Origin of the sequence: Streptomyces sp. NPDC093089, assembly GCF_044754405.1 — a bacterium.
Taxonomy (GTDB): Bacteria; Actinomycetota; Actinomycetes; order Streptomycetales; family Streptomycetaceae; genus Streptomyces.
The window spans coordinates 610,388-630,364 of sequence record NZ_JBIVPA010000003.1 but is presented as its reverse complement, the minus strand read 5'-3'; the positions used below and the strand labels follow the sequence as shown (position 1 = coordinate 630,364).

Below are 19,977 nucleotides of genomic sequence, written 5' to 3'. Positions count from 1 at the left end.
AGGACTCGACCACCATGAAATTCCTGCGACCCGACCTCGACGCCTGCGAAAGGCTGCTTCCTGGCCTGGCCGACCGTCTCGCCGAGGTACCCTTCGCGGAAATGGAAGCACCGGGCAGCCCGGCTATCCGGTTGTTCCGCGACCACGGCGGGCCCAACCTTCTGGTGCCGCGCGCCTACGGCGGCATCGGCGCGGACGCCCTGGACGCCGTCCGGGTGGTGCGCGCACTGGCGTCGCTTGCCCCCTCGCTGGCCGTCGCCACCGCCATGCACCACTTCTCCGTCGGGATGCTCTACTCCGTGGGACCGCTGTATGCGGACACCACCGACATCGAGCGGGCGGTGCTCCACGAGGTCGCGCGAAACCGCTCGCTGATCGCCTCCGGCTACGCCGAGGGGCGCTCCGGCCACGGGATCCTCACCCCGACGGTCCAGGCTCGGCCGGTGCCCGGCGGCTACCTGGTCAGCGGCTCCAAGAAGCCGTGCAGCCTCTCCCGCTCGATGGACCTGCTCACCGCGAGCGTGTCCCTGCGCGGGCCCGACGGCGTCGCCGAGATGGGCCTGCTGGTCCTGCCCGCAGACACCCCCGGGGTGTCGGTCCGAGACTTCTGGTCGACGTTCCCATTGGTCGGCGCGGAGAGCCACGAAGTGGTCCTGGACAACGTGTTCGTCGCGGAGCAGCACCTTCTGCGAACGCCCCCCGGCGCCGCGGAGCGGCTCGACCAGCTCAACGAAGCCGGCGTGATCTGGTTCCAGATGATCATCGCCGCCGCCTACACCGGCATCGCCAGCGCTCTGGTCGACCGGGTCCTGCGCGCGGGTCGCGGATCGGCCGCCGAGCGTGCGGCACTGTGCCTGCGGATCGAGACCGCGGGGTTCCTGGTCGAGGGGCTGGCCCGGCGGATCATGGACGACGACCTGGGCAACGACTGCGCCGCGGCCTCGTTGTTCACCCGGTTCTCGGTACAGGACCTGATCACCAAGGTGGTCGGGCAGGCGGTCGAGATGTTGGGTGGCATGGCCTACATCGCCTCCCCCACCGTCGCCTACCTGGCCTGCGCCGCGCAAGCCATCGTCTTCCATCCCCCGTCGCGCAGCAGCATGAGCGGTGCGGTCGACGACTACTACGCGGGAAAACCCCTGTTCTTCTCCTAGATCAGGGCCGGACACACCACGCAGAGGAGAGCGAGATGGCCGGGATCGTCGACTTCGATGTCACCATGCCGTCGTCACGGATGACGGTGCACCAGATGGCCACGGCCTCCGGCCTACCGGAGGGGGACATCCGCGCGATCACCACCTGCGACAGCATCCCGGTGCTCGCACCGGAGGAGCGGGAGTGGGAGCTCGCGCTGCGCTCGGCGCGAGCCGTGCTGAAGCGGAACCAGATCCCGCTGGAGTCGATCCGAACTGTGATCTACGCCGGTACCGGGGTGTGGGACGTCCCCTTCGGGTCACCCGCCGCATTGGTGGCCCACGAGCTCGGGATCGACCGGGCGCACTGCTTCGAACTCGCGAACCACTGTAACGCGGTGACGGTCGCCATCCAGCTCGCCTGCGACAAGGTCGCCTCCAGGACCGACGAATACGCGCTGGTCCTCATCGGCGATCGGGTCAGCACCATGGTCGACCGCACCCAGGGCGACATGAAGGAGTTGTTCAACAACGGGGACGCGGGGGGCGCGATCCTGCTGTCGGCGTCGGGGCGCGTCGCCAAGGTCCTCGGCTCCCGGATGCGCACCGACCCCAGCTGGGCGGACTACTACACCGGCAAGCACGAGGGTGACCGCGTCGTCATACGGCGCAAGGGCGATCGGGACGGCCTCGGCGAGGCCTACATGGAGAATTTCGTGGGGCTCACCACGGAGCTCCTGGCCTCGGTCGGCCGGAGCCTTGAGGACGTCGCCTATCTGCTGGTCACCCACGGCGCCCGGCCCATCCACGAGGGTTTCCTTCAGAAGCTGGGTCTGCCGGAGAGCAGGAGCGTGCTCAACTACGACCACCTCGGCCACATGGGCGGCGCGGACACCCTGATCGCGATGCAGGACCTGATCGACGCGAAGCGTCTCAAGCGCGGGGATCTTGTCCTCCACGCCACCAGCGCGGTCGGCTTCACCTGGGGCGTGATGGCCATGGAATACCGGGGCTGACCGGCTTCGCCGGCGATCCGCCACGCACGGCGACCCGTGCGGCCGCAGCGATGTGCGTTCGATGCCGCATGGCCTCGCCACACTCGTGCTCCGTTGTCGGAGCGGTAGCCGGGGCCGTCGTGCGGGGCTGGGGCGCCAGGTAAGTGAGTTCTTGGCGCACGACGTCCCGGATCAGAGGATGGACGAAGCCCATGCCCTCCGGAGCCGTGTCATCCGGCACCAGCAATCCGCCGCGGACTGCTCTGCGGAACGTCTCGCGGGACACCGCGACCGGTCCGTCGCACGGCGCACCGAGGTGGTTGTCGACCGGGGCGCCTGCGGCACAGCAGTCGAGTAGTGCCCGGACCTCGTCCGGAAGCCCGGACAGCCGCTCGTTGACCACTTCTCTGATCATCTGCGGCACCAGGCCCTGTATCTGCTGCGCCGTTGCTCCTTCCCCCAATGAGTCCAACAGTCCAAGGAGGAGGAACGGATTACCCCCGGAACGTTCGTGCAATGCGGCGCACAGCACGGGATCGGTGCCACCGGCCGAGACGCTCAGTGCGATCTGCTGGCTTTCGTCCGAACTGAGGGCAGCCAGGCGAATCTCCTCGGCATTGATCGACTGCAGCACGGCGGCCCGGAAGGCCCGCAGGCCGGGGTCGTCAGCCATACGGAAGCTCCGGGAGGTGACCACCAGCAGGAAACGCGAGTCGACCGACTGCCGGGTCAGAAAGGGCAGCAGTCCCAGCGAGGCGTCATCGGCCCAGTGGACGTCCTCGAGTATCAGCACCAGCGGGTTCCGGTTCGATCCCAACAGCACCTGACTGACAGCGTCGTGCAGCGCGAACCTGGCCTCCCCGGAGAGCTCGGGACAGTCACCGCCTGCCAGGTCAGGGAACAGCTCAGGCACCACCGCCGCGAGGGCGCGGCGAGCCCTGTCCGGCAGACAGCGCAGTGCCTCCGGTCGACGGGCCGCCACCTGCCGCAGTACCTGGACCCAGAGCCAGTACGGGGGCATGTCTTCGGACATAGGGCAGTTGACGTTCACCACGTCGGTGCCGGCCTCCCGGACCCGTCGACCGAGTTCCCGTACCAGTTTGGTCTTACCCAAGCCGGCTTCTCCGACCACGAGCACGGTGCGCCCCTCCCCGTGCTCACTGGCATCGGCCGCAGCCAGCAGCTGCCGCAACTCGCCCTGGCGCCCGACAAAGACGGTCGGAGACCCGGTGCGCTGGCCGAGATACGGCTCAGTGTCGAACTCCGCGTGCGGCCGGTGGCCGAACTGGGTGCGTGTGGTGGCCGTCAGTGGCGGCTCGGACGGCCCCGGCAGGCGGGCAAGTACGGGATCATGACGCAGGATCTCCTCGTGGAGCCGTCGCAGGCCGGGGCTGACGTCCACCCCGAGCTCGTCGGCCAGATATCGCCGGGTTCGTTCGAACAGGCGCAGCGCGTCGGCCTGTCGACCGTTGCGGTAATGGGCCCGCATCAGCTGGTGCACCAACCGCTCACGGGTCGGATGGTCAGCCACCTCGCGCTCCAGTGCGTGCAGGACCTCCTCGCTGCGGCCCAACGCGTAGGCCACCTCGGCCCGCGCCTCCACTGCGGCCAACCGAAGCTGGTCCAGTCGATCCTCCTCCTGTGCAGCAAACTCGTAGTCGGCCAGATCCTCAAACGGTGGCGCGGTCCACAACCGCAATGCCTCGGAGGTCAGGGCGAAAGTCTGTGTGAAGTCGCCACGGCGCTGAGCCTCCAGTCCTCGAACCACGGCCGACTCGAAACGCATCACGTCGACTTGGTCCGGCGCCACGTTGAGCACGTACCCCGGCGCTCGATAACGGAGTTGAAGCTCGGCCCGGTGCTGCGGCGATTGGTCGGAGATGATCCGGCGCAGTCGGGACACATAGGATTGAAGCGTGGCAACCGCCCGGTGCGGGGGCTCGCCCTCCCAGAGGCTGCGGACCATCGACGAGGTCGGCACCACCTTCCCGGCGTTGATCAATAACAGCGCGAGCACGGCGCGCCTACGCGGCGGACCCGGATCCATCGGCCCCGTTTGCGTCCAGAGGGTCATCCGACCGAATGCGGACACCACGGCAGTGCCGGCCGCCAAGTCCAAGTGACCGTCCGGCCCTGACTTTCCAGTGATCTGCCCACCTGATCCTGCCTGCACTCCAGCTCCCTTCTCGTGCCCTTTTCAGCCCCTCCGTCTGGAACGCATCATGCGACAGGCATCTCAGAAGAGATGGCTCGGCATACCAGCCCCTATCCAGTCTGACCGTTCTATCGCCGCCAGCTCGGCCGCGAGTCATAGGTGTAGGAGCGGGCTGCCTACCGAGCAGGTCAAGAACGGGTGGAGCAATGGCAGTGACAGCCAAGGAGGACCAGCAGCGACAAGAAAGCACCTTCATGGATTCTCCTCAGTCAGGGGGGCTGGGCCTTCGCAAGGAAAATTTACGATGCCTCAAGCAGTCAAGAGAACCCTCGAGAGAAAAACGGCCGATACCTACCGAGGATGCGGAGGTGATAATTCCGAAACATCACAGGACAGAGCCACTACCGGAATCTTGGACAGCCCCCACGGCGTGGCCACGGCGCGGCGAAATAGGGAAAACTCCAGAACACACTGATCGTCCGGGAGCGCATCAGGAATCAGACGAACCGCACACGAAGGCGGACAGGCGTTCACCACGCACAATCGCCCACACCTCGGACGCTGGCTGAGAAGAGCTGGTGCAGAATGCGGAGTCCCTCATCCTCCTTCGACTCGAACGGACCTGGAGGATGACCGTTCGACTGGGTGTAGCCGTACGGGAGGCGGTGCGGAGTCTCGGTCTGTCTGGACAGCACGGTCCCGTACCCGGCCCCGGTGAGGACGGCTGCGGTCGTCGTGACGGCGGCGGCGTGTTCGTCGTACCCGTCGGCTCCCACCAGTTGTCCTTCGTCGTCGTACACGAGCTTGCGCAGCGCGGAGATCCGGATCCTCTTTGGCAGCAGCAGCCTGGCCTCCTTGTGTCACCCCCTCGGTGAGCACCCATGGCTGATGTCCGGACTCCACGCGCGTCTCCACCCGGTCCAGGCAAGACGATCACGGCCGCCGCGTGCGCGCTGGAGAGCTTCGCGGACGCCCGGATCCTCGTGACGGCGCCGACCCTGGGTCTGCTCGCGCAGACCGCCCAGGCGCGGCGGGCCGTGGGCTACCGGGCGCCGATGGTCGCGGTGCGCTCGCTGAAGAACGACGCGGTACGGAACGAGCTCGGCGTGCGGACCACCACGAACCCGATCCAGCTGGCCCTGTGGGCCGGGCACGGCCCGGTGGTCGTGTTCACCACGTACGCCTCTCTCGTGGACCGCGAGGACATCGACGCACCAGAGGGCCAGCGGAAGGTTCGCGGCCGGATCCCGGCGGACCTCCGGCTCTACCTGACCGCGACCCCGCGTATCCTCGCCGCGGCCCGGCCCCAGAAGGGTGCAGACGGCCAGGAGGCGGAGATCGCGACCTGGCCGACGACCCGGAGGGCACCTACGGGTCGTCTGGCTCGCAGAGCTGGGTCCGAGCGAGGCGATCGAGCGCGAGATCCTCGCCGGATTCGAGATCGACGTCCTGAAGATCCGCGACTGTGTGACTGCCGCAGCTCGATTACAGCGGGGTCTGGGTCTTCTGCTTGAGGCGTTCGTAGGGTGTCTGGCCGCCGAGGGCGCCGTGGGGGCGGTGGTAGTTGCAGTAGTCCTCCCACTCTCTCAGCTTGTCGTTGAAGACGCCGGTGTCGTCGATGAGGATGCCGTCGAGCATGCGGTAGAACTCCTCCACGTCGATGCGGTGGGAGCGTTCAACCTTGCCGTTGAGGTGCGGTGATGCGGGTTTGATGTAGGTGTGGGCGATGCCTTTGTCGAGGACGTTCCAGTGGAAGGCGGACTGGAACTCGGCGCCGTTGTCGGTCTGGATCACCTCGACGCGGAACGGCAGACACTCAAGGAGGTAGTCGAGGAACTGGACCGCGGTCTTCTGGTCGCACCGCGGGTAGATCCGCAGCACACGCAGCCGGGTGCAGTCGTCGATGGCGGTGAACTGGTACTACTTCGCCCGGCGGCGCCGCTTGGGCAGGGTGCCGGTGACCGGCGTTGCGGCCGCGGTTTGCTCCGGCAGGCCGATCGGTTCGATGAATTTCACGTCGATCTGGACGCGGTTGCCGGGCAGCTGCTTCTCGTAGCGGGTGTAGCGCTTGTCGTGCCGTTGGTAGCGCTGAGCGGCCGGCAGGCGGTTCATGCCGAGCTTCTTGAGGATGCGGTAGACGGCTGAGCAGGCGATGTCGATGTCGTGGTACCGCTTCAGGCACATCTTGATCTTCATCGGACCGAAGTGGTAGTACTGCCGGAGGTAGACGATCTCGTTGACGACGTCGGGCTCGGTGGCGTGCGGGCAGCGGTGAGGCTTGCCGGAGCGGTCCCGCAGGCCCTCAAGGCCCTCGTCCTGATACCGGCGCAGCCATTTGTAGAAGCACGTGCGGCTGATGCCGTAGTAACGGCAGTTCAGCGCGACGTTCCCGGTGACTTCCTCGGCGTCGCGCAGGACCGCCAGACGATGCTGGGCCTGACGGTCCCGCTGCTGTTCCAGCGAAGGGGGCGTGGCAGATCTCCGTCTGTTCGGAGACCCATGTGTAACCAACGTCCGGCAGTTTTATACCTAGCGCCTGGCCGCGGCGGCACCGGCGGCGACCCCGCCGAGGGCATGGCGGGACAGGGGCGTGGACATATGAGGCTCCAGGAAGGGCGTGCGAACATGCGGGCATGACTCCGTGGGCCTGCGAGCGGAGGACGGCACCGCGGGCAGAGCGGGAGGAGGAGCGTGGGGGTACGGCGAGTTGAACGGGACGCGCCGTCAGACGCAGCGACAGACCGCGCTCGCTACGCGGACGAGGTCCACGTGGTGGCGCTGGACGAAGGTGACCGAGTGGTCACGTGTGGGTTGCATGGGCCAGGAGTCTCGTCGATACGCACGGGGGCGTCAACGGCGTACAGCCAGGTCGACGCGGGTGGTTCGCATGATCGAAACGCCCGGGGAGCAGAGGCGGGAAGGGGAGCCATTCGGACCGTACGAACCGTGCGGGCCACAGGCTCCCGGCGCATCGCAAATCGCGAACCACGAGCACGAACCACCCCGGCAGCATCCACGGTCGTGGGTGCTGCCTGGGTGGTTCCGCGCTGGGTCCGGGCCGTGCGGGCCTGGTCATGCGTAGGCGGCGACGGCGGCGAAGTAGATGCCCAGGCTGGTGGCTGCCGAGCCGGCGCCAATGAAGATCGCTTGGGGGATGTCGGTGCCGGCACGGCGAGCCAGCAGTCCCGCGGTGATCGCGATGTTGAGTGCTGTGGACAGGGCGAGCAGGAGGGACAGGATCTGCAACGGGCTCATCGAGGGAACTCCCCCTGGGTGGTGACGGCCCGGGGCGGGCCGTGCGGGATGACCTCGACGCTGCCTGTCCAAGGGGGCGTCCAGCAGGAGTCCGGTCTCGGATCGCGACGTATCCGGCCGTGCGGGCCGGCCGGCGTTAGAGTTCAGTTGCGGCCGGAAGTGCGTGTCCACCGGGGTGTCCAAGGGGAGGGCGGACACGCGCGCGCAGGCCGGGGGAGGGAGAAGCGCCGTGCCCACAGAGCCCGCAGGGCGGGAGCCGTCGTACACGGCGTTGATCGCAAGGCTGGTCGCGTTCCGTGAGACCCGTCTCAGGGGTCTGCCCTCGGACCGCGCGATCGCCAAGGCAGCCGGGGTCAGCCCGACCACGATCGGAAAATGGCTGCGCGATGGCCAGTTCCCGCAGCAGATCGATCCGTTGCTGACACTGGTGCGAGCAGTACGCGCCCAGGCCGAGCGTGTCGGGGTGGGCGGTGGCCAGGCGGAGGCGGTACTTGACCCGGGGCGGTGGCGACGGGCCTACCTGGGCGAAGCCCGCCGACGCGCGGACGCGACGGGCACCGCGGTCGAGGCGGAGCAGGCGCGGGCAGCGCTGCGGCGTCTGCGGCCCGGCCGGCCTCTTTCGGAGGTGACCGACCCCTTCACCTCCGATCTGGAGGTGCACCGCGCGATCCGATCCCCGGTCGCCGGCCTGCCGGCACTGCCCGTTTATGTGCCGCGCGAGCACGACCATGCGCTGGCCGAGGTGGTGGCACACGCCGCGAAAGGCACCAGCCGGATCGTGGTGCTGGTCGGCGGATCCTCCACTGGTAAGACCCGGGCCTGCTGGGAAGCCCTCCACCCGCTGCGCGCACGGGACGAACCCTGGCGACTGTGGCATCCCCTTGCCCCCACCCGCCCCGACGCCGCCCTGGCGGGGCTGGACGACCTCGCCCCGTACACCGTGGTGTGGCTGAACGAGGCCCAGTTCTACCTGACGCCCGACGCGGTCGGCGAGCGGGTGGCGGCGGGCCTGCGAACCCTGCTGCACAACCGGCCCGGTCCGGTGCTGGTACTTGCCACACTCTGGCCGGACGAGTGGGACACCCTGACCACCCGTGCCGTCCCCGACCGGCATGCCCAGACCCGGGAGTTGCTGGACGGGCACAGCATCAGGGTGCCGGATGCGTTCAGTGGAGTCGACCTGGCCACCCTGGCGGACACAGCCGGCCGCGATCCCCGGCTCAGGGAAGCCGCCACACATGCTCGGGACGGCCGCATCACCCAGTACCTGGCCGGCGGACCGGCCCTGCTGGACCGTTACGACAACGCGCCGCCCGCCGCCCGGGCCCTGCTCCACACCGCCATCGACGCCCTCCGCCTCGGCGCCGGACCGCACATCCCTCTGGCCTGGCTGACCGAAGCCGCCCCCGGCTACCTCACCGACAGCGAATGGAACCAGACCGACGACAACGGGGTGGAACAGGCCCTCGACTACCTCACCACCCCTTGCCACGGCACCCCGGGCATCCTCATCCCCGTCAAGACCGGCAGCAACCGCAATCAGCGCACCACCGGCCCCGCTGCCGGACAGAGTCCCGGGGCAGCGGGGCCGTCGTACCGGCTGGCCGACTACCTCCACCACCACGGCCGCCGACACCGTGCCGAGACGATCCCGCCCATCGCCTTCTGGACCGCCGGCGCCGATCACGCCCACCCCGCCGACCTGACCGTCCTGGGCAACGCGGCCATGGCCCGCGGCCTGTTCCGCAATGCAGCTGAACTCCACAAACGCGCGACCAAGCAGGGTGATCCCCACGCCGCGGCCGCTCTCGTCGACCACATGCACCTCCTCTCCCCCGCAGACCAACGCCCCGCTCAGTACGCCGCCGCTCACGTCTCGCTCGACGACGTCTCCGCCGTAGTGGAACTCCTGAACGTCTTGGAACGGAGGGGAGCAGGGGAAGAGGCTGCGGCCCTGGCCCAACGAGCCGCCACACAAGCCCCCCTCGGCAACCCACGTACCGTGGCCGGGCTGTTGCATCATCTGATGGAGGTGGGAGCGCAGGAACAGGCAGTGGTGCTGGCCGAACGGGCCGCTCTGCACACGCCGCTGGACGATCCGTACGCCGTGGCCGAGCTGCTGAACGGCCTCAGGGAAGCCGGGGCGCGGGAACACACGGCGTCCCTGGCCCAACGAGCCGCGACCCACTCCCCCATGGACGACCCCCACGCCGTCGTCGAGCTGCTGAACCACCTCACGGGGCCCGCCACTTCGGAGCAGGCAGCCGCCCTGGCCCAACGAGCCACCGCACACGCGCCCCTGGACAACCCGCGCGTCGTCCGGGCGCTGCTGAATGGCCTACGGCAGATATGGGAGCCGGAGCCTGCGGCAGCCTTCGCCGAACACGTCGCCAAGCACGCCCCCCTCTACGACCCGCGTACCGTGGCCGAGCTGCTGGCCGTTCTGCGGGATGCCGGGGCTCAGGAGCAGGTGGCCACGCTCCTGAGCCGGAATCCGGCCGCACACGTCTCCCTCGACAGTCCGTCGGCCGTGGGCATGCTGCTCGCACCGCTTGGCAGGGCCGGGGCACGGGAGCAGACAGCGGCTCTGGCCCAACGGGCTGCCCTCCACGCCCCCGTGGACAACCCTGACGCCGTGGCCTCACTTCTGGCTGATCTTCAGCGGGTCTGCGCAAAGGAGGAGCTACGAACCCTGGCCGAACGAGCCGCCACACACGCCCACCTCGACAACCTGGACGCAGCAGCCGCACTGTTGCACGGTCTCGTGCAAGTCGAAGCGCACGAACAGGCCGCGGCTTTCGCCGAGCGCGCCGCCGCACATGTCCCCGTGGACGACCCTCGCGCCGTGGCCACCCTGCTGCTGGATCTACGGATGGCAGGTGCCCAGGACCAGTCGGAAGCCCTGGCCCGACGGGCCGTCGCACGCACTCCCGTCGACCGCCCCGTCGCCGTTGCCGGGGTGTTGCGGCATCTGGTGAGGGCCGGGGCGAGGGAGCAGGCCGCAACCCTGGCCCAAGAGGCGGCCGTGCACACGCCCCTCGACAATCCGTACGACGTGGCCAGGGTGCTGGGCGGTCTGGTCAGTGTGGGGGCGAGGGACGAGGCAGCAACCTTGAGCGAACGGGCCGCCGCACACACCTCCCTCGACGACCCGGCCGCCGTGAGCGACCTGCTGGACGCGCTGAAGGCATGCGGGGCGCACGAGCACACTGCCGCATTGCTGACACGGGACCCCGCCAACCACGTACGCTTGGACAAGCCGTCGGCCGTCGCTGTGCTGCTGCAACGTCTTCATGGTGCCGGAGCACGCGATCAGGCAGCTGCCTTGGCCGAACGGGCCGCCGCACACACCCCCCTCGACGACCCGGCCGCAGTAACAGACCTGCTGGCCACACTCCGGGTATGCGGTACTGCGGAGCAGGTAGCCACGCTGCTGGCCCGAGACCCCGCCGCGCGGGTTTCCGTCCACGATCCGCCCGACGTGAACCTTCTGCTGGCCCTTCTGCAGAACATCGGGGAACACGGACAAGCTGCGGCCCTGGCCGAACGACAGCCTGGCGCAGGGCAATTCGATGACTTCGCGTCGATCGGCGATCGCCGAAAGCGGTTCACGTTCGGCAGGGAACCCGACGGGAGAGCCGCGCTCCGCTGGTCATGGGATGACCTGCGGTGATCCGAGAAGCCAGCGCCTGACAGACGGCTTCCGCCCAACGGAGAACAGGGACCGGCCGCCGAACGGGCGGCGTGGCACTCAGGCAGGAGTCCGCGCGCTCAACCGTAGGAGGCGATCTCCTCGTCGAGGACCTCCATGGCCCGGCGCAGGGCCGCGGCCCGCTCCGCCAGGGCGGTGCGGCGCTCGCGGAGAAAGGGGACCCGGTCCTGCGGAGAGCGCTCGGTGCGCAGGATGGCGACGAACTCTCTGCGGTCCGCGATGCCGAGGCCGGCCTCGCGCAGGCACGTAAGCGGGCCGATCCAGAACACATTGCCCTCGGTGAACTCTCGGCGCCCGCCGGCGGAGCGCCGGATCGGACGGCAACGAGCTGGACCGACTGCAGCCGGTGGCCTGGCCGTTGGGGGCCCGCCGATCATCGGGGGGAGGCCGGCAGAGCGGCCCCTCGTGACAGCGCAAGGCCAACTCACCCGATCAGCCGTCAGTTCTTCTTCACTTCCTCGGCGAGCATCACCAGAATGCCGCTGAGACCTTGGGCCGTGGCACGTCGCGCGGGCCCGCCCGAGGTGGGTCCGCACCCCGACGGGCGTTCCGTCGGGGTGCGACCCTCAGCTGCTCGGATCAGTGGGCCGAAGATGTGGCGGGGGCCTGGGAGCCGCCGCCCATGGTGACCCGCAGTCGGTCGGGCTTCAATTGCCCGTCAGCCTGCTTCAGGGTCACGTCGATCCACCCTCGGTGGGCGTCGGGCAGGGCGACGTAGTAGACGTCCCGGCCTGTCCGTTCCGGACTGAGGGTTCTGACGAGTCGCCAGGACAGCTCTTTTCCACGGTACTTCACGGATGTCACCGTCGCTCCAGGCTGGGAGGCGAAGACGACGTACGACTCCGCGAAGCCCATTCCGGGGCCGAAGAGTGCCGCGAGGCTTGAGTTCTTCTCTTCCGGTGTTGCTCGTCCGGCGCTGCAGGCGATCTCCTGCGCCGCGCCGGAGGAGGTCTGTCCGAAACAGACTTTGCCGTGGGTGGTCTCCCATAGGTAGGAGGCGGATTTCCCGGACTGTCGGGCCAGGCTGAGTCCTTTGTTCGTGGGGGTTGCGCCGGACTGGCGAGCCTGGGCTGCGAGGGCCGTCTCGAGTGGCGCCAGGTCGGGTTCGTGCGTGCTGGGAGTTGCGTGGGTGGTGGGGGATGCGAGGCTGGCCGGTGTGACGGCCGACGGGTTCGCGGTCGGTTGGGGTCCGCAGCCCGCTGCCAGGAGCACGGCTGCGGTGGCCGCCAGGAGCAGGCGTGCGGCGCGGGTTCGGTGGCGGGTCATCGGCCGCAGGTTCCTACCTGGGTGCACATGACCACGTCCAGTCGCACCAGGTTCGGCGGGGCTTCCTTGAACTTGTTGCCCTGCCAGGTGTGGATGTCGAAGGTGCCCCAGCTCCTGGTCGTGGTCTTTCCGTTGGCGTCCTTGTAGATGGTGTCGTACCGGGTGACGTAGCCGGAGGGCACGTAGCCGTACAGTTCGCCCTTCTTGAGTTGCATGGTGCTGGCCTCGGCGGCCGTCGAGGTGTTGGTCTTGGTGTCGGAGTTGGTCCAGGTGTAGTCGCCGTTGAGGCCGAACGTCGTCTCGACCGAGCCTTCGGCGACCAGGGGGATGCTGGCCTTTCCGCCTGCCTTCACGGACGCCGACCAGCCGAATTTGTCGGCGAACTGTTCCATCGCCGCGTACATGGCGGCGTAGGTGTAGGTGAACGACAGCGTCTGGTCTTCGGTGACCTCGCGGACGTTGGCGCCGGTGGAGAAGTCGGTCCACGGGCCCTGGTAGGCCACGACGGTGGATATCGCCTCGGTGCCGGGGGGGCCGTCGGGCACGACGACGCCCTTGGGCAGCCTGGGCGGCAGGGGCTGGCAACCGTCGCAGTAGTGCTTGGAGGACGAGCTGCCTCCACCGCCTCCACCGCCACCGCCACCGCCGCCACCGCCGCCACCGCCACCGCCACCGCTGCTGGTGGTCTTCGGGGTGTAGCCGACGGAGTCCTGGATGTCCTTGGAGCAGTAGGCCAGGTCGTACAGGCACGAGTTGGGCGGGGAGCCGATCTCGGTGCCGGCCGGGTCGCTCAGGGTCAGCGGGTTGTTGTTGCTGTACGTGTACGCGTTGTGCTGGCGCGGGTCTTCGGTGACGAAGAGCGGGTCGACCGAGATGAAGCGTCCGGTCGACGGGTCGTACTCGCGGGCACCGAGGTGCACCAGGCCCGTGGCGGCGTCGTTCGTGCCGCCGACGAAGCCCTTGTCACCGGACCAGGTGGTGGGCTGGGTACCGCGCGCGGCGCCGAACAGAGTGGACTTGCGGCGGGTGACGGTCTGCGCGGCGTCGGCCGTGATCTGAGTGGTGCCGGTGCCGTGGTGGTCGCCGAGTACGAACGTCAGCTTTCCGCCCTTGCGTACGGCGATGGTCTGCGTGCCCGACATGTAGTAGCGGGTTCCGCTCAGCACCCCGCTGGTGCTGCGGCGCAGCTCGTTGCCTCCGGGGAGGTAGAGCGTCGTGCCGGTGGAGTCCTTGGCGAGGAGTCGCTGGCCCTCGGTGTCGTAGAAGTAGGCGGCCTTCTCGGTCGTTCCTTCGGTGACCGATGCCAGGTGTCCCTCGTCGTCCCAGCCGAGGGTCTGCTGGGCGGCGGTGCCGATCTTGCGGGTGCGGGTGTTGCCGGCCGCGTCGTACGAGAAGGTCTCGTCGTGTGCGTCGGCGCCGGTCTGGGTGACCTTGGGCAGATTGTGCTTGCCGGCGGTCGGCGCGGCGTAGGAGCGGGTGGCGGCCGGGCCCGAGGCGGTGGTGTGCCGGGTCTCGGTCTTCCGGTTGCCCATCACGTCGTAGGTGTAGGACGTCCAGTACGCGTCCTGCCCGCCGACGACGGACGTCGAGGGCGTGTCGGCGCACTGCTGACCGGTGTTGGTCCAGGCTTCGGTGATGCGGCCCAGCGGGTCGAGGTCGACGCACTGGGTGTCGGTGGTGCGGTTCGCGTCCTGCCCGTAGGCGGTGGCGACGGAGACGACGTTGCCCGAGGGGTCGTAGCCGTAGCTGGTGTCCTCGACGCGCTGGGGGGCCGCTTCCCGGTCGGTGTAGGTGCGGCTGAGGACGCCGGAGTGTTCGTCGTACTCGTTGGACACCCATACGTGCTGGGCGAACTCACCGAGTTCCATGCGGGTGTTGCGGCCGTAGTGGTCGTAGGTCATGGCGGACACGATCGGGTCGACGCCCGCGCCGACCGTGTTCAGCAGACCGGAGCCGGCCGTGTAGGTGTTGGCGACCTTCTCGGCCGGCAGGTCACCGATGGCGGGGTGCTGGGTCCACATCACGTCGCCGGTGTTGAGGTTGTACGAAGTGGTCCACTTGTAGACGCCCGCGGGCGCGTCCGTGCCGTCGGGGACGGTCAGCTGGGTGACGACCGGCTTGTAGAGGCTGTTGTACGTGGTGATCGCGGACTCGAACGCCTTGCCGCCGACCCAGCGGGTCGACTTCGACAGCTGCCCCTTGGCCACGGTGTCGTAGTCCCACGACGCGAGCGTGGTGGTGCCCTTGGTCAGTGCGGTCTTGCGTCCCAGCTCGTCGTAGTCGGTGTGCAGGGTGATCCCGCGTCCGACGTGGGTGACGTCGGTGGAGCGGTCGCCCTGGTCGTAGGTGGTCTTGGTGGTGCCCTTGTCGGGGTCGTCGACCTGGATCCGACGTCCGCGGACGTCGTAGGTGTACGTCCAGGTGGCGTCCGAGGGGTCGGTGATGGTGGCCATCCTGCCGCGCTTGTCGAAGCCGTAGCGGGTGGACTGGTAGGAGGTGCGGGCGACGTCGGTGTACTGCCGTGACTCGATGGTGCGTCCCAGCGCGTCCACGACCGTGGTCGATGCCGTGCCGCCTTGGGGCGGGACGACGGTGGTGGTGTCACCCGTGTACTGGGTGACGGTCCGCCGGGTCTCGTCGCCGAACCGCTTGGAGATCTGGGCCGTGACGCGCCCGGCTCCGTCGTACTCGGTGTCGGTGGACGCCGGGTACTTCAGCTCCTGGCCGGTGGCGAGGACCGGCTCGGCCGCCCCGGTCGCGAAGAACACGCCGGAGGTGCGCCACGCCTGGCCGCGGGTGTCGTAGAAGGTTTCCGTGAGGAGCCGGCCGGCCCGGTCGGGGGACTCCGTCTGGGTCTGGCGGGGCCGCAGCAGACCGTCGTAGAAGGAGTACTCCGTCTGGTAGGTCGCGTCGTGGGCCAGGGTCTTGGCCGTGATGACGGCCGGCGCGTCGTTGCGGAGCTGGTAGTCGAAGACCCTGTTGGGGGAATTGGGGTAGGTCGTGGCGGAGCGGGTGGGCAGCCACACCTTGGTGACGCGGCCCAGCGCGTCGTAGGCAGTGGTGGTGATCTTGCCGTTGGGGTCGGTCACCTGTGTGGGCTGGCCGCGCAGCGGGGCCATCTGGGTGGTGGTGGTGTGGTTGCGCGCGTTGGTGACGGCGACGCTCGTGGGGGCTTCGCCCGTGGCCGGGGTGTACGCCGTCTTGGTGATCCTGCCGAAGGCGTCGGCAACCGTGAGACCTCGGCCGTAGACGTCGAAGTCGGCGGCCGGAGTGGCGGTGGTGGCGTCGTAGCCGCTGCCCGCGCCGTTGATCCGTTCGGACCGGGTGACGTTGCCCTTCGTGGGTGCCGCGCCGAGCGCGCCGCCGTCGTAGTAGGTCCGGACGTCGTCGATCACGTCGCCCGGTCGGGCCGCGGTGGCGCCGCAGGTGACGGCGACCGTCTCGACCTGGCTGACCTTGTCGAGGATCCTGCCGGCGTTGGTGCGGGCGTAGCTGGTCGTCTTGCAGCTCTCGTCGCCGGTCTTGGCGGTGTCACCGGTCGTGGACTCGGTGGCGACCATGCCGTAGCCGTCGAAGGTGCGGTCCGTCTCGGTGGTGCGCGTTCCGCCGTTGACGGTGGTGCGGGTCGACTCCTTCTGTACGCCGGTCTGGTACGAGACGAGGTCAGGGAGGCCGGAGCGGGTGCGCGTGGCGATCGCCGTGGAGCGCCACGGGGTGTACGAGGTCGCCGTCACCAGCTTGTTCGTGTCGTCGCCGTTGTAGGTGATCTTCTCGCGCTGCATGCCCGCGAAGGTGTCGCGGTCGGTGACCGCGACGCCTGCCGAGTCCTTGACGTCCTGTCCGTCCCGGCCGCGGAAGTAGCGGTTCTCCGTGAGGGTCTTGGGGTCGGAGGCGGTGCCGACGCGGGTCTGGACCCGTTCGTAGCCGCGGGCGACGGAGTAGGTGCGGTCGTCGGCCTCGGTGAGCTCGTCGGTGCTCTTGGCCCAGGCGGCGCCGCCCAGGTAGGAGTAGGACGTGACCTTGTCCGGGGACTCGACGAGGTTGTCGCCTTCGACGACCTGGGTGGCCACGTAGGTGTTGAACCAGTCGAGCTTGGCGTCGTAGCCCTCGTAGGCCCACTTCACCGGGTAGCAGCGGGTGGTGTTGGTGGCGTCGGCCGCCGGCAGGGTCGTCGCGGTGCACTCCGGCTCGGAGTAGGTGACGCCGATCGTGCCGCCGGTCTCGGTGGTGATCTGGTACATCCGCAGGCGGATGAAGGGCGCGAGGCCGTCACCGGTCTTGTCGACGCGGTTGGCCTTCTGCTCACCGGCGAACGTCACGGCCGGGAGCGCGACGCTGCCGCCCGCCAGGCCGGTGCGCTGGATGGACTTGAGCCACATGGGCGTGGAGATGCCGTCGCCGGAGGCGGGGAAGTCATGGCTCAGGGTCCAGGTGTCGACGTCCTTGTAGGCTCCGCCGGTCAGCAGCTTGGTGGTGAGGGAGGCGAGCCGCTTGCGGGACCAGAACGTCGGGGAGAACTGGTCCTTGCACTCGGTGGAGCCGTCCTTGCAGTACTGGTCGAAGGGAACGTCGGGCCAGTTCTTGGCGTTGGTCTCGTCGAACGTGCCGCAGTTCGCGAGGCAGCGCTCGTCGACGGCGAAGTGGACCTGCGCCATCGCCTTGCCGGAGTAGACGGCGTCGTTCCGCAGGCCGTAGTCGATCCGCTCCAGGTAGCCGCCCCGGATGTACGGGGTGACCGTGGCCTTGCCGGTGACGTCCGAGACGTTGCGACCGTAGTTGTTCGTCTCGGTCTTCCAGTAGTACGCCATGGCGTTGTCGCGCGGGTCGACGACGTAGTCGAGCTGCCAGCGCCATGCCTGCTGGCACCAGCCGCTCGCGAAGCTCGCGTTGTAGCAGGGCTCACCCGACTGGTTGCCGAACACCGGCACGGTCCAGGTCGAGTTGGTCGAGGGGGAACCGGTGGTCGCGCCCGGGAGGCGGTTGAGGCCGAAGAAGTACTGCGTGCCGTCGGCGGTGGTGACCTTCCAGTGCTCGCCCTTGCCGTCGACACCGTCCGTGCCGCCGTCGCCGTTGTCGGCTCCGGTCAGCTTCTCGATCTTCGTGCCGTTGTCGGCGGCCTCGTGCCAGCCCTTGCCCGCCTGGTAGACGAGTTCGGTGGACTTGCCGCCCAGCGACAGGGTCGCGTTGTCGTTGAACCAGCACATGTCACCGACGCGCGTGGTGTTGGTGCCGTTGGTCTTGTCGTCGTTGCAGGACTTGTACCGGCGCTCGATGAAGCCGGGCTCGTACGACCAGCCGTCGCCAATCCAGGACGGCTGGTTGTTGGACGCGGCCGTACGGCCGTCCACCGCCTGCGAGTTGTAGTCCAGGGAGATCTTCGGCTGGACCCCGCCCGGTACGGCGGGCACGTTGATCGGGTGGGACCAGGCGAAGCTGCCCATCGACTCGCCGGCGCTCCAGGAGCCGGCCGCCTGCAGGGACGTCGCCTTGTAGTCACCGCTGGCGCCGGCCTCTTCGGCGGCGGCGGCCAGGACGGTCGTCGCGCCGACACCGACCGGTGCGCTCAGCGTCCCGGTTCGGGTGTTGTTGGTGGTCGCCAGCGGGGTCTTGATGCGGCACTCGGCCTTGTCGGGCGTGGTGAGCGCACAGGCCGGCAGCCGCACCAGCCGCAGTCGTGCCGCCCAGTCGCCGCCGTACGCGCCGCGGAAGGAGGCGTAGTTCACTTCCACGCGGGTCTGTACGGCTTTCGCCGCGCCGTCGGAGCGCCCCACGGACAGCAGCAGCCCGTCGACTCCGGCCTTGCGTGCGGCGGCCCGTTCGGAGACCTTGACCTTGACCTTGACGGTGGCCTGGGTCTTGGTGCCGGACGGCGGCGTGGCCTTGCCGCCCTTCGGCCCGGGGGCGGCGGCCGACTGTCCCTGATCGGTCAGAGCGACGGCCACGGGCAGGTTCGCGGCCCGTACGGGTACGGGTGCGACTCCTCGCCGTGAGGCGGGCTTGCCGCTCACGGGGGCCAGTTCCACCTCGGCCGTCGCAGCGCCGGGCCAGAGGACCTTGGGGCCGCCCTTCCAGGCGTGTGCCGCCGCGGCGTCGGGTCTCTTGGCTCCGCCGATGCGCGCGTTCTTGACCGGGACTGGTTTCGGCTGGTGCAATCCAGGAAGCGGAGTTCTTTCATCCGCATTAGCTGTCACGGCTCCCCATGTGGGCAGAAGGCCCATAGCGATCGCGGCGGCCATAACGGCCGCGGAGCCGCGTATTCGTGGAACTCTCACACTCACCTCTCGCGTAAAGCGGAAAATGTCGCCGAACGCTAGCAGTGCGCGCGCCCGGGAAGGCGATCACTTGAGCAAGATCTGAGATCCGCACGGAAAACCGCGAAATCATGCCCGATCGATTGACGATCGGGCGTTTTGCGCTCCCGCACCGATGACTCCGACGCCGCCCCTTTTCTGCGCGACAGAGGACATCGAAGCCATTGGGGCCGGTTTGCCCCGTCTGAAGCAGGGGCGCTCCGCGAGAGCGGCGCCCCATCGGCCCTCTCGCGCACGAGCGGCCGGGGGATGTCTCGGCCTCGGCCTCGACCGCGACTCTCGACCGGAGATCGAGGCAGGGCGCCCCCGCTCTACGCGGCTGGACCCCCGGCAACCGAGGGTGACGCCGACGGCCGGGCCGGCGAGGGCGTCACGCTGCCTCCGGCGGGAGCGAGCGTGCTCCCGTACTTCTTTCGGAAAAGCCCGAGTTGATCACGGCAATCTCACGAAAAGCCGCTTTTCCGCTGGCGAACGCGGAGTGCGACCCGGACCGGAACTCATCAGGGCCCGCCACGGCCGCCCGGCGGATGCCGTGCCGGTCGATCCGGCGACATGGATCGTGCGCAGCATCCGCGCACGCGGTGGCCGGCCCCCACCCGAGGCCGGCTCGCCGGGCCGGTCGGATCCAGCGGTGTGCACGGGCACACAGCCCCCGCACCGGAGCGACCCTTCGCGACCGTACGCGATATCACGAAAGACAACATCGGAATAATTCATTCCGACGGGAAATGGGACCCCGTACGGACAGGGCGCTTGCGAACGCAATCGAATTCGCTCATACGAAACGTATACTGCCCCGCTCTGACGCGGTGGAGAACCCCAGGACGCGACAAGCCCCCCTCGCGACGAACAGCGGGAACTCGCGCGCGAGAGTCCCACCGGCCCACGTGCCCGGCAAGCCATTTGAGCGGAACTTGAGCCCTCGCGCGCCACCCGGCGAAACGGACACGAACACCCGCCGGGCGCCCCGGCGGGCGTCGGCGTCGGCTGCCTCAAGCCGCTTTATTTGAGGTTCATTTGAGGCTTCTCTTCGAATCCGTATTCCTCTCACGGTAACTTCCGGAATTACGGTCGCGCCCGCTCGACGATCGACTAGTCTGCGCTGGCGCGGAGGCGCAGCCGGGGGGGGCAGGACCCCTCCGGGCTGCCT

The 19,977-nt window shown here is 68.7% G+C and carries 11 protein-coding genes and 2 pseudogenes; 4 read left to right on the top strand and 9 right to left on the bottom strand.

Features of this window, described 5'->3' with window-relative positions; translation table 11 throughout:
* The first annotated feature begins 14 nt into the window (after positions 1-14).
* Both ACIQFX_RS09765 and ACIQFX_RS09760 read left to right on the top strand, forming a co-directional pair.
* Positions 15-1,154, top strand: coding sequence for an acyl-CoA dehydrogenase family protein (locus tag ACIQFX_RS09765; protein ID WP_402460547.1), 1,140 nt, complete (start codon positions 15-17; stop codon positions 1,152-1,154).
* A 35-nt stretch (positions 1,155-1,189) separates the two neighbouring features.
* Positions 1,190-2,149, top strand: coding sequence for a 3-oxoacyl-ACP synthase III family protein (locus tag ACIQFX_RS09760; RefSeq protein WP_402460544.1), 960 nt, complete (start codon positions 1,190-1,192; stop codon positions 2,147-2,149).
* Here ACIQFX_RS09760 and ACIQFX_RS09755 read toward each other — a convergent pair.
* Positions 2,112-4,202 carry a BTAD domain-containing putative transcriptional regulator gene (locus ACIQFX_RS09755; RefSeq protein ID WP_402460542.1) on the bottom strand — a complete coding sequence of 697 codons (2,091 nt, stop codon included), beginning with the start codon at positions 4,200-4,202 and terminating at the stop codon, positions 2,112-2,114. The two genes, ACIQFX_RS09760 and ACIQFX_RS09755, sit on opposite strands and share 38 nt — an antisense overlap.
* Positions 4,203-4,813: 611 nt before the next feature.
* Positions 4,814-5,083, bottom strand: a complete 270-nt coding sequence (locus ACIQFX_RS09750; protein WP_402460540.1) for a hypothetical protein — start codon at positions 5,081-5,083, stop codon at positions 4,814-4,816.
* Between the two features lie 78 nt (positions 5,084-5,161).
* On the opposite strand from ACIQFX_RS09750, the pseudogene ACIQFX_RS09745 reads away from it, so the two are divergent.
* Positions 5,162-5,795, top strand: a pseudogene (locus ACIQFX_RS09745) (helicase); the annotation flags it as partial.
* Here the strand turns inward: ACIQFX_RS09745 and ACIQFX_RS09740 are convergent.
* From ACIQFX_RS09740 to ACIQFX_RS09725, 4 genes are all read right to left on the bottom strand, one after another.
* The gene (locus ACIQFX_RS09740) at positions 5,769-6,077 is read right to left on the bottom strand and encodes an integrase core domain-containing protein (RefSeq protein WP_402460709.1); all 309 of its coding nucleotides are present in this window, start codon (positions 6,075-6,077) and stop codon (positions 5,769-5,771) included. The pseudogene ACIQFX_RS09745 and the gene ACIQFX_RS09740 sit on opposite strands and share 27 nt — an antisense overlap.
* Positions 6,078-6,203: 126 nt before the next feature.
* Positions 6,204-6,794 (bottom strand): helix-turn-helix domain-containing protein, encoded by a 591-nt coding sequence (locus ACIQFX_RS09735; RefSeq protein WP_402460539.1) that lies wholly within the window; start codon positions 6,792-6,794, stop codon positions 6,204-6,206.
* 213 nt (positions 6,795-7,007) lie between these two features.
* Positions 7,008-7,100, bottom strand: a complete 93-nt coding sequence (locus tag ACIQFX_RS09730; RefSeq protein ID WP_402460536.1) for a putative leader peptide — start codon at positions 7,098-7,100, stop codon at positions 7,008-7,010.
* A gap of 255 nt (positions 7,101-7,355) precedes the next feature.
* Positions 7,356-7,538 (bottom strand): hypothetical protein, encoded by a 183-nt coding sequence (locus tag ACIQFX_RS09725; RefSeq protein ID WP_402460533.1) that lies wholly within the window; start codon positions 7,536-7,538, stop codon positions 7,356-7,358.
* Positions 7,539-7,767: 229 nt separating this feature from the next.
* On the opposite strand from ACIQFX_RS09725, the gene ACIQFX_RS09720 reads away from it, so the two are divergent.
* On the top strand, positions 7,768-11,211 hold the full coding sequence (locus ACIQFX_RS09720; protein ID WP_402460530.1) for a hypothetical protein: 3,444 nt from the start codon (positions 7,768-7,770) through the stop codon (positions 11,209-11,211).
* Between the two features lie 98 nt (positions 11,212-11,309).
* Here ACIQFX_RS09720 and ACIQFX_RS09715 read toward each other — a convergent pair.
* The 3 genes and pseudogenes from ACIQFX_RS09715 to ACIQFX_RS09705 all read right to left on the bottom strand — a co-directional run.
* Positions 11,310-11,567: pseudogene (locus tag ACIQFX_RS09715) on the bottom strand (MerR family transcriptional regulator); the annotation flags it as partial.
* Positions 11,568-11,829: 262 nt separating this feature from the next.
* Entirely contained in the window at positions 11,830-12,516 is a 687-nt protein-coding gene (locus tag ACIQFX_RS09710) for a hypothetical protein (protein ID WP_402460528.1), read from the bottom strand.
* A complete protein-coding gene (locus ACIQFX_RS09705; protein ID WP_402460526.1) occupies positions 12,513-18,668 on the bottom strand; it encodes an RHS repeat-associated core domain-containing protein in 6,156 nt (2,051 codons plus the stop codon). The genes ACIQFX_RS09710 and ACIQFX_RS09705 overlap by 4 nt, the downstream gene beginning before the upstream one ends.
* Positions 18,669-19,977 lie beyond the last annotated feature (1,309 nt).

Bases quoted from the DNA above. Each gene is read 5' to 3' on its own strand.
- ACIQFX_RS09765 (WP_402460547.1), top strand. From the start codon at position 15: ATGAAATTCCTGCGACCCGACCTCGACGCCTGCGAAAGGCTGCTTCCT.
- ACIQFX_RS09760 (WP_402460544.1), top strand. From the start codon at position 1,190: ATGGCCGGGATCGTCGACTTCGATGTCACCATGCCGTCGTCACGGATG.
- ACIQFX_RS09755 (WP_402460542.1), bottom strand. From the start codon at position 4,202: ATGACCCTCTGGACGCAAACGGGGCCGATGGATCCGGGTCCGCCGCGT.
- ACIQFX_RS09730 (WP_402460536.1), bottom strand. From the start codon at position 7,100: ATGCAACCCACACGTGACCACTCGGTCACCTTCGTCCAGCGCCACCAC.
- ACIQFX_RS09725 (WP_402460533.1), bottom strand. From the start codon at position 7,538: ATGAGCCCGTTGCAGATCCTGTCCCTCCTGCTCGCCCTGTCCACAGCA.
- ACIQFX_RS09710 (WP_402460528.1), bottom strand. From the start codon at position 12,516: ATGACCCGCCACCGAACCCGCGCCGCACGCCTGCTCCTGGCGGCCACC.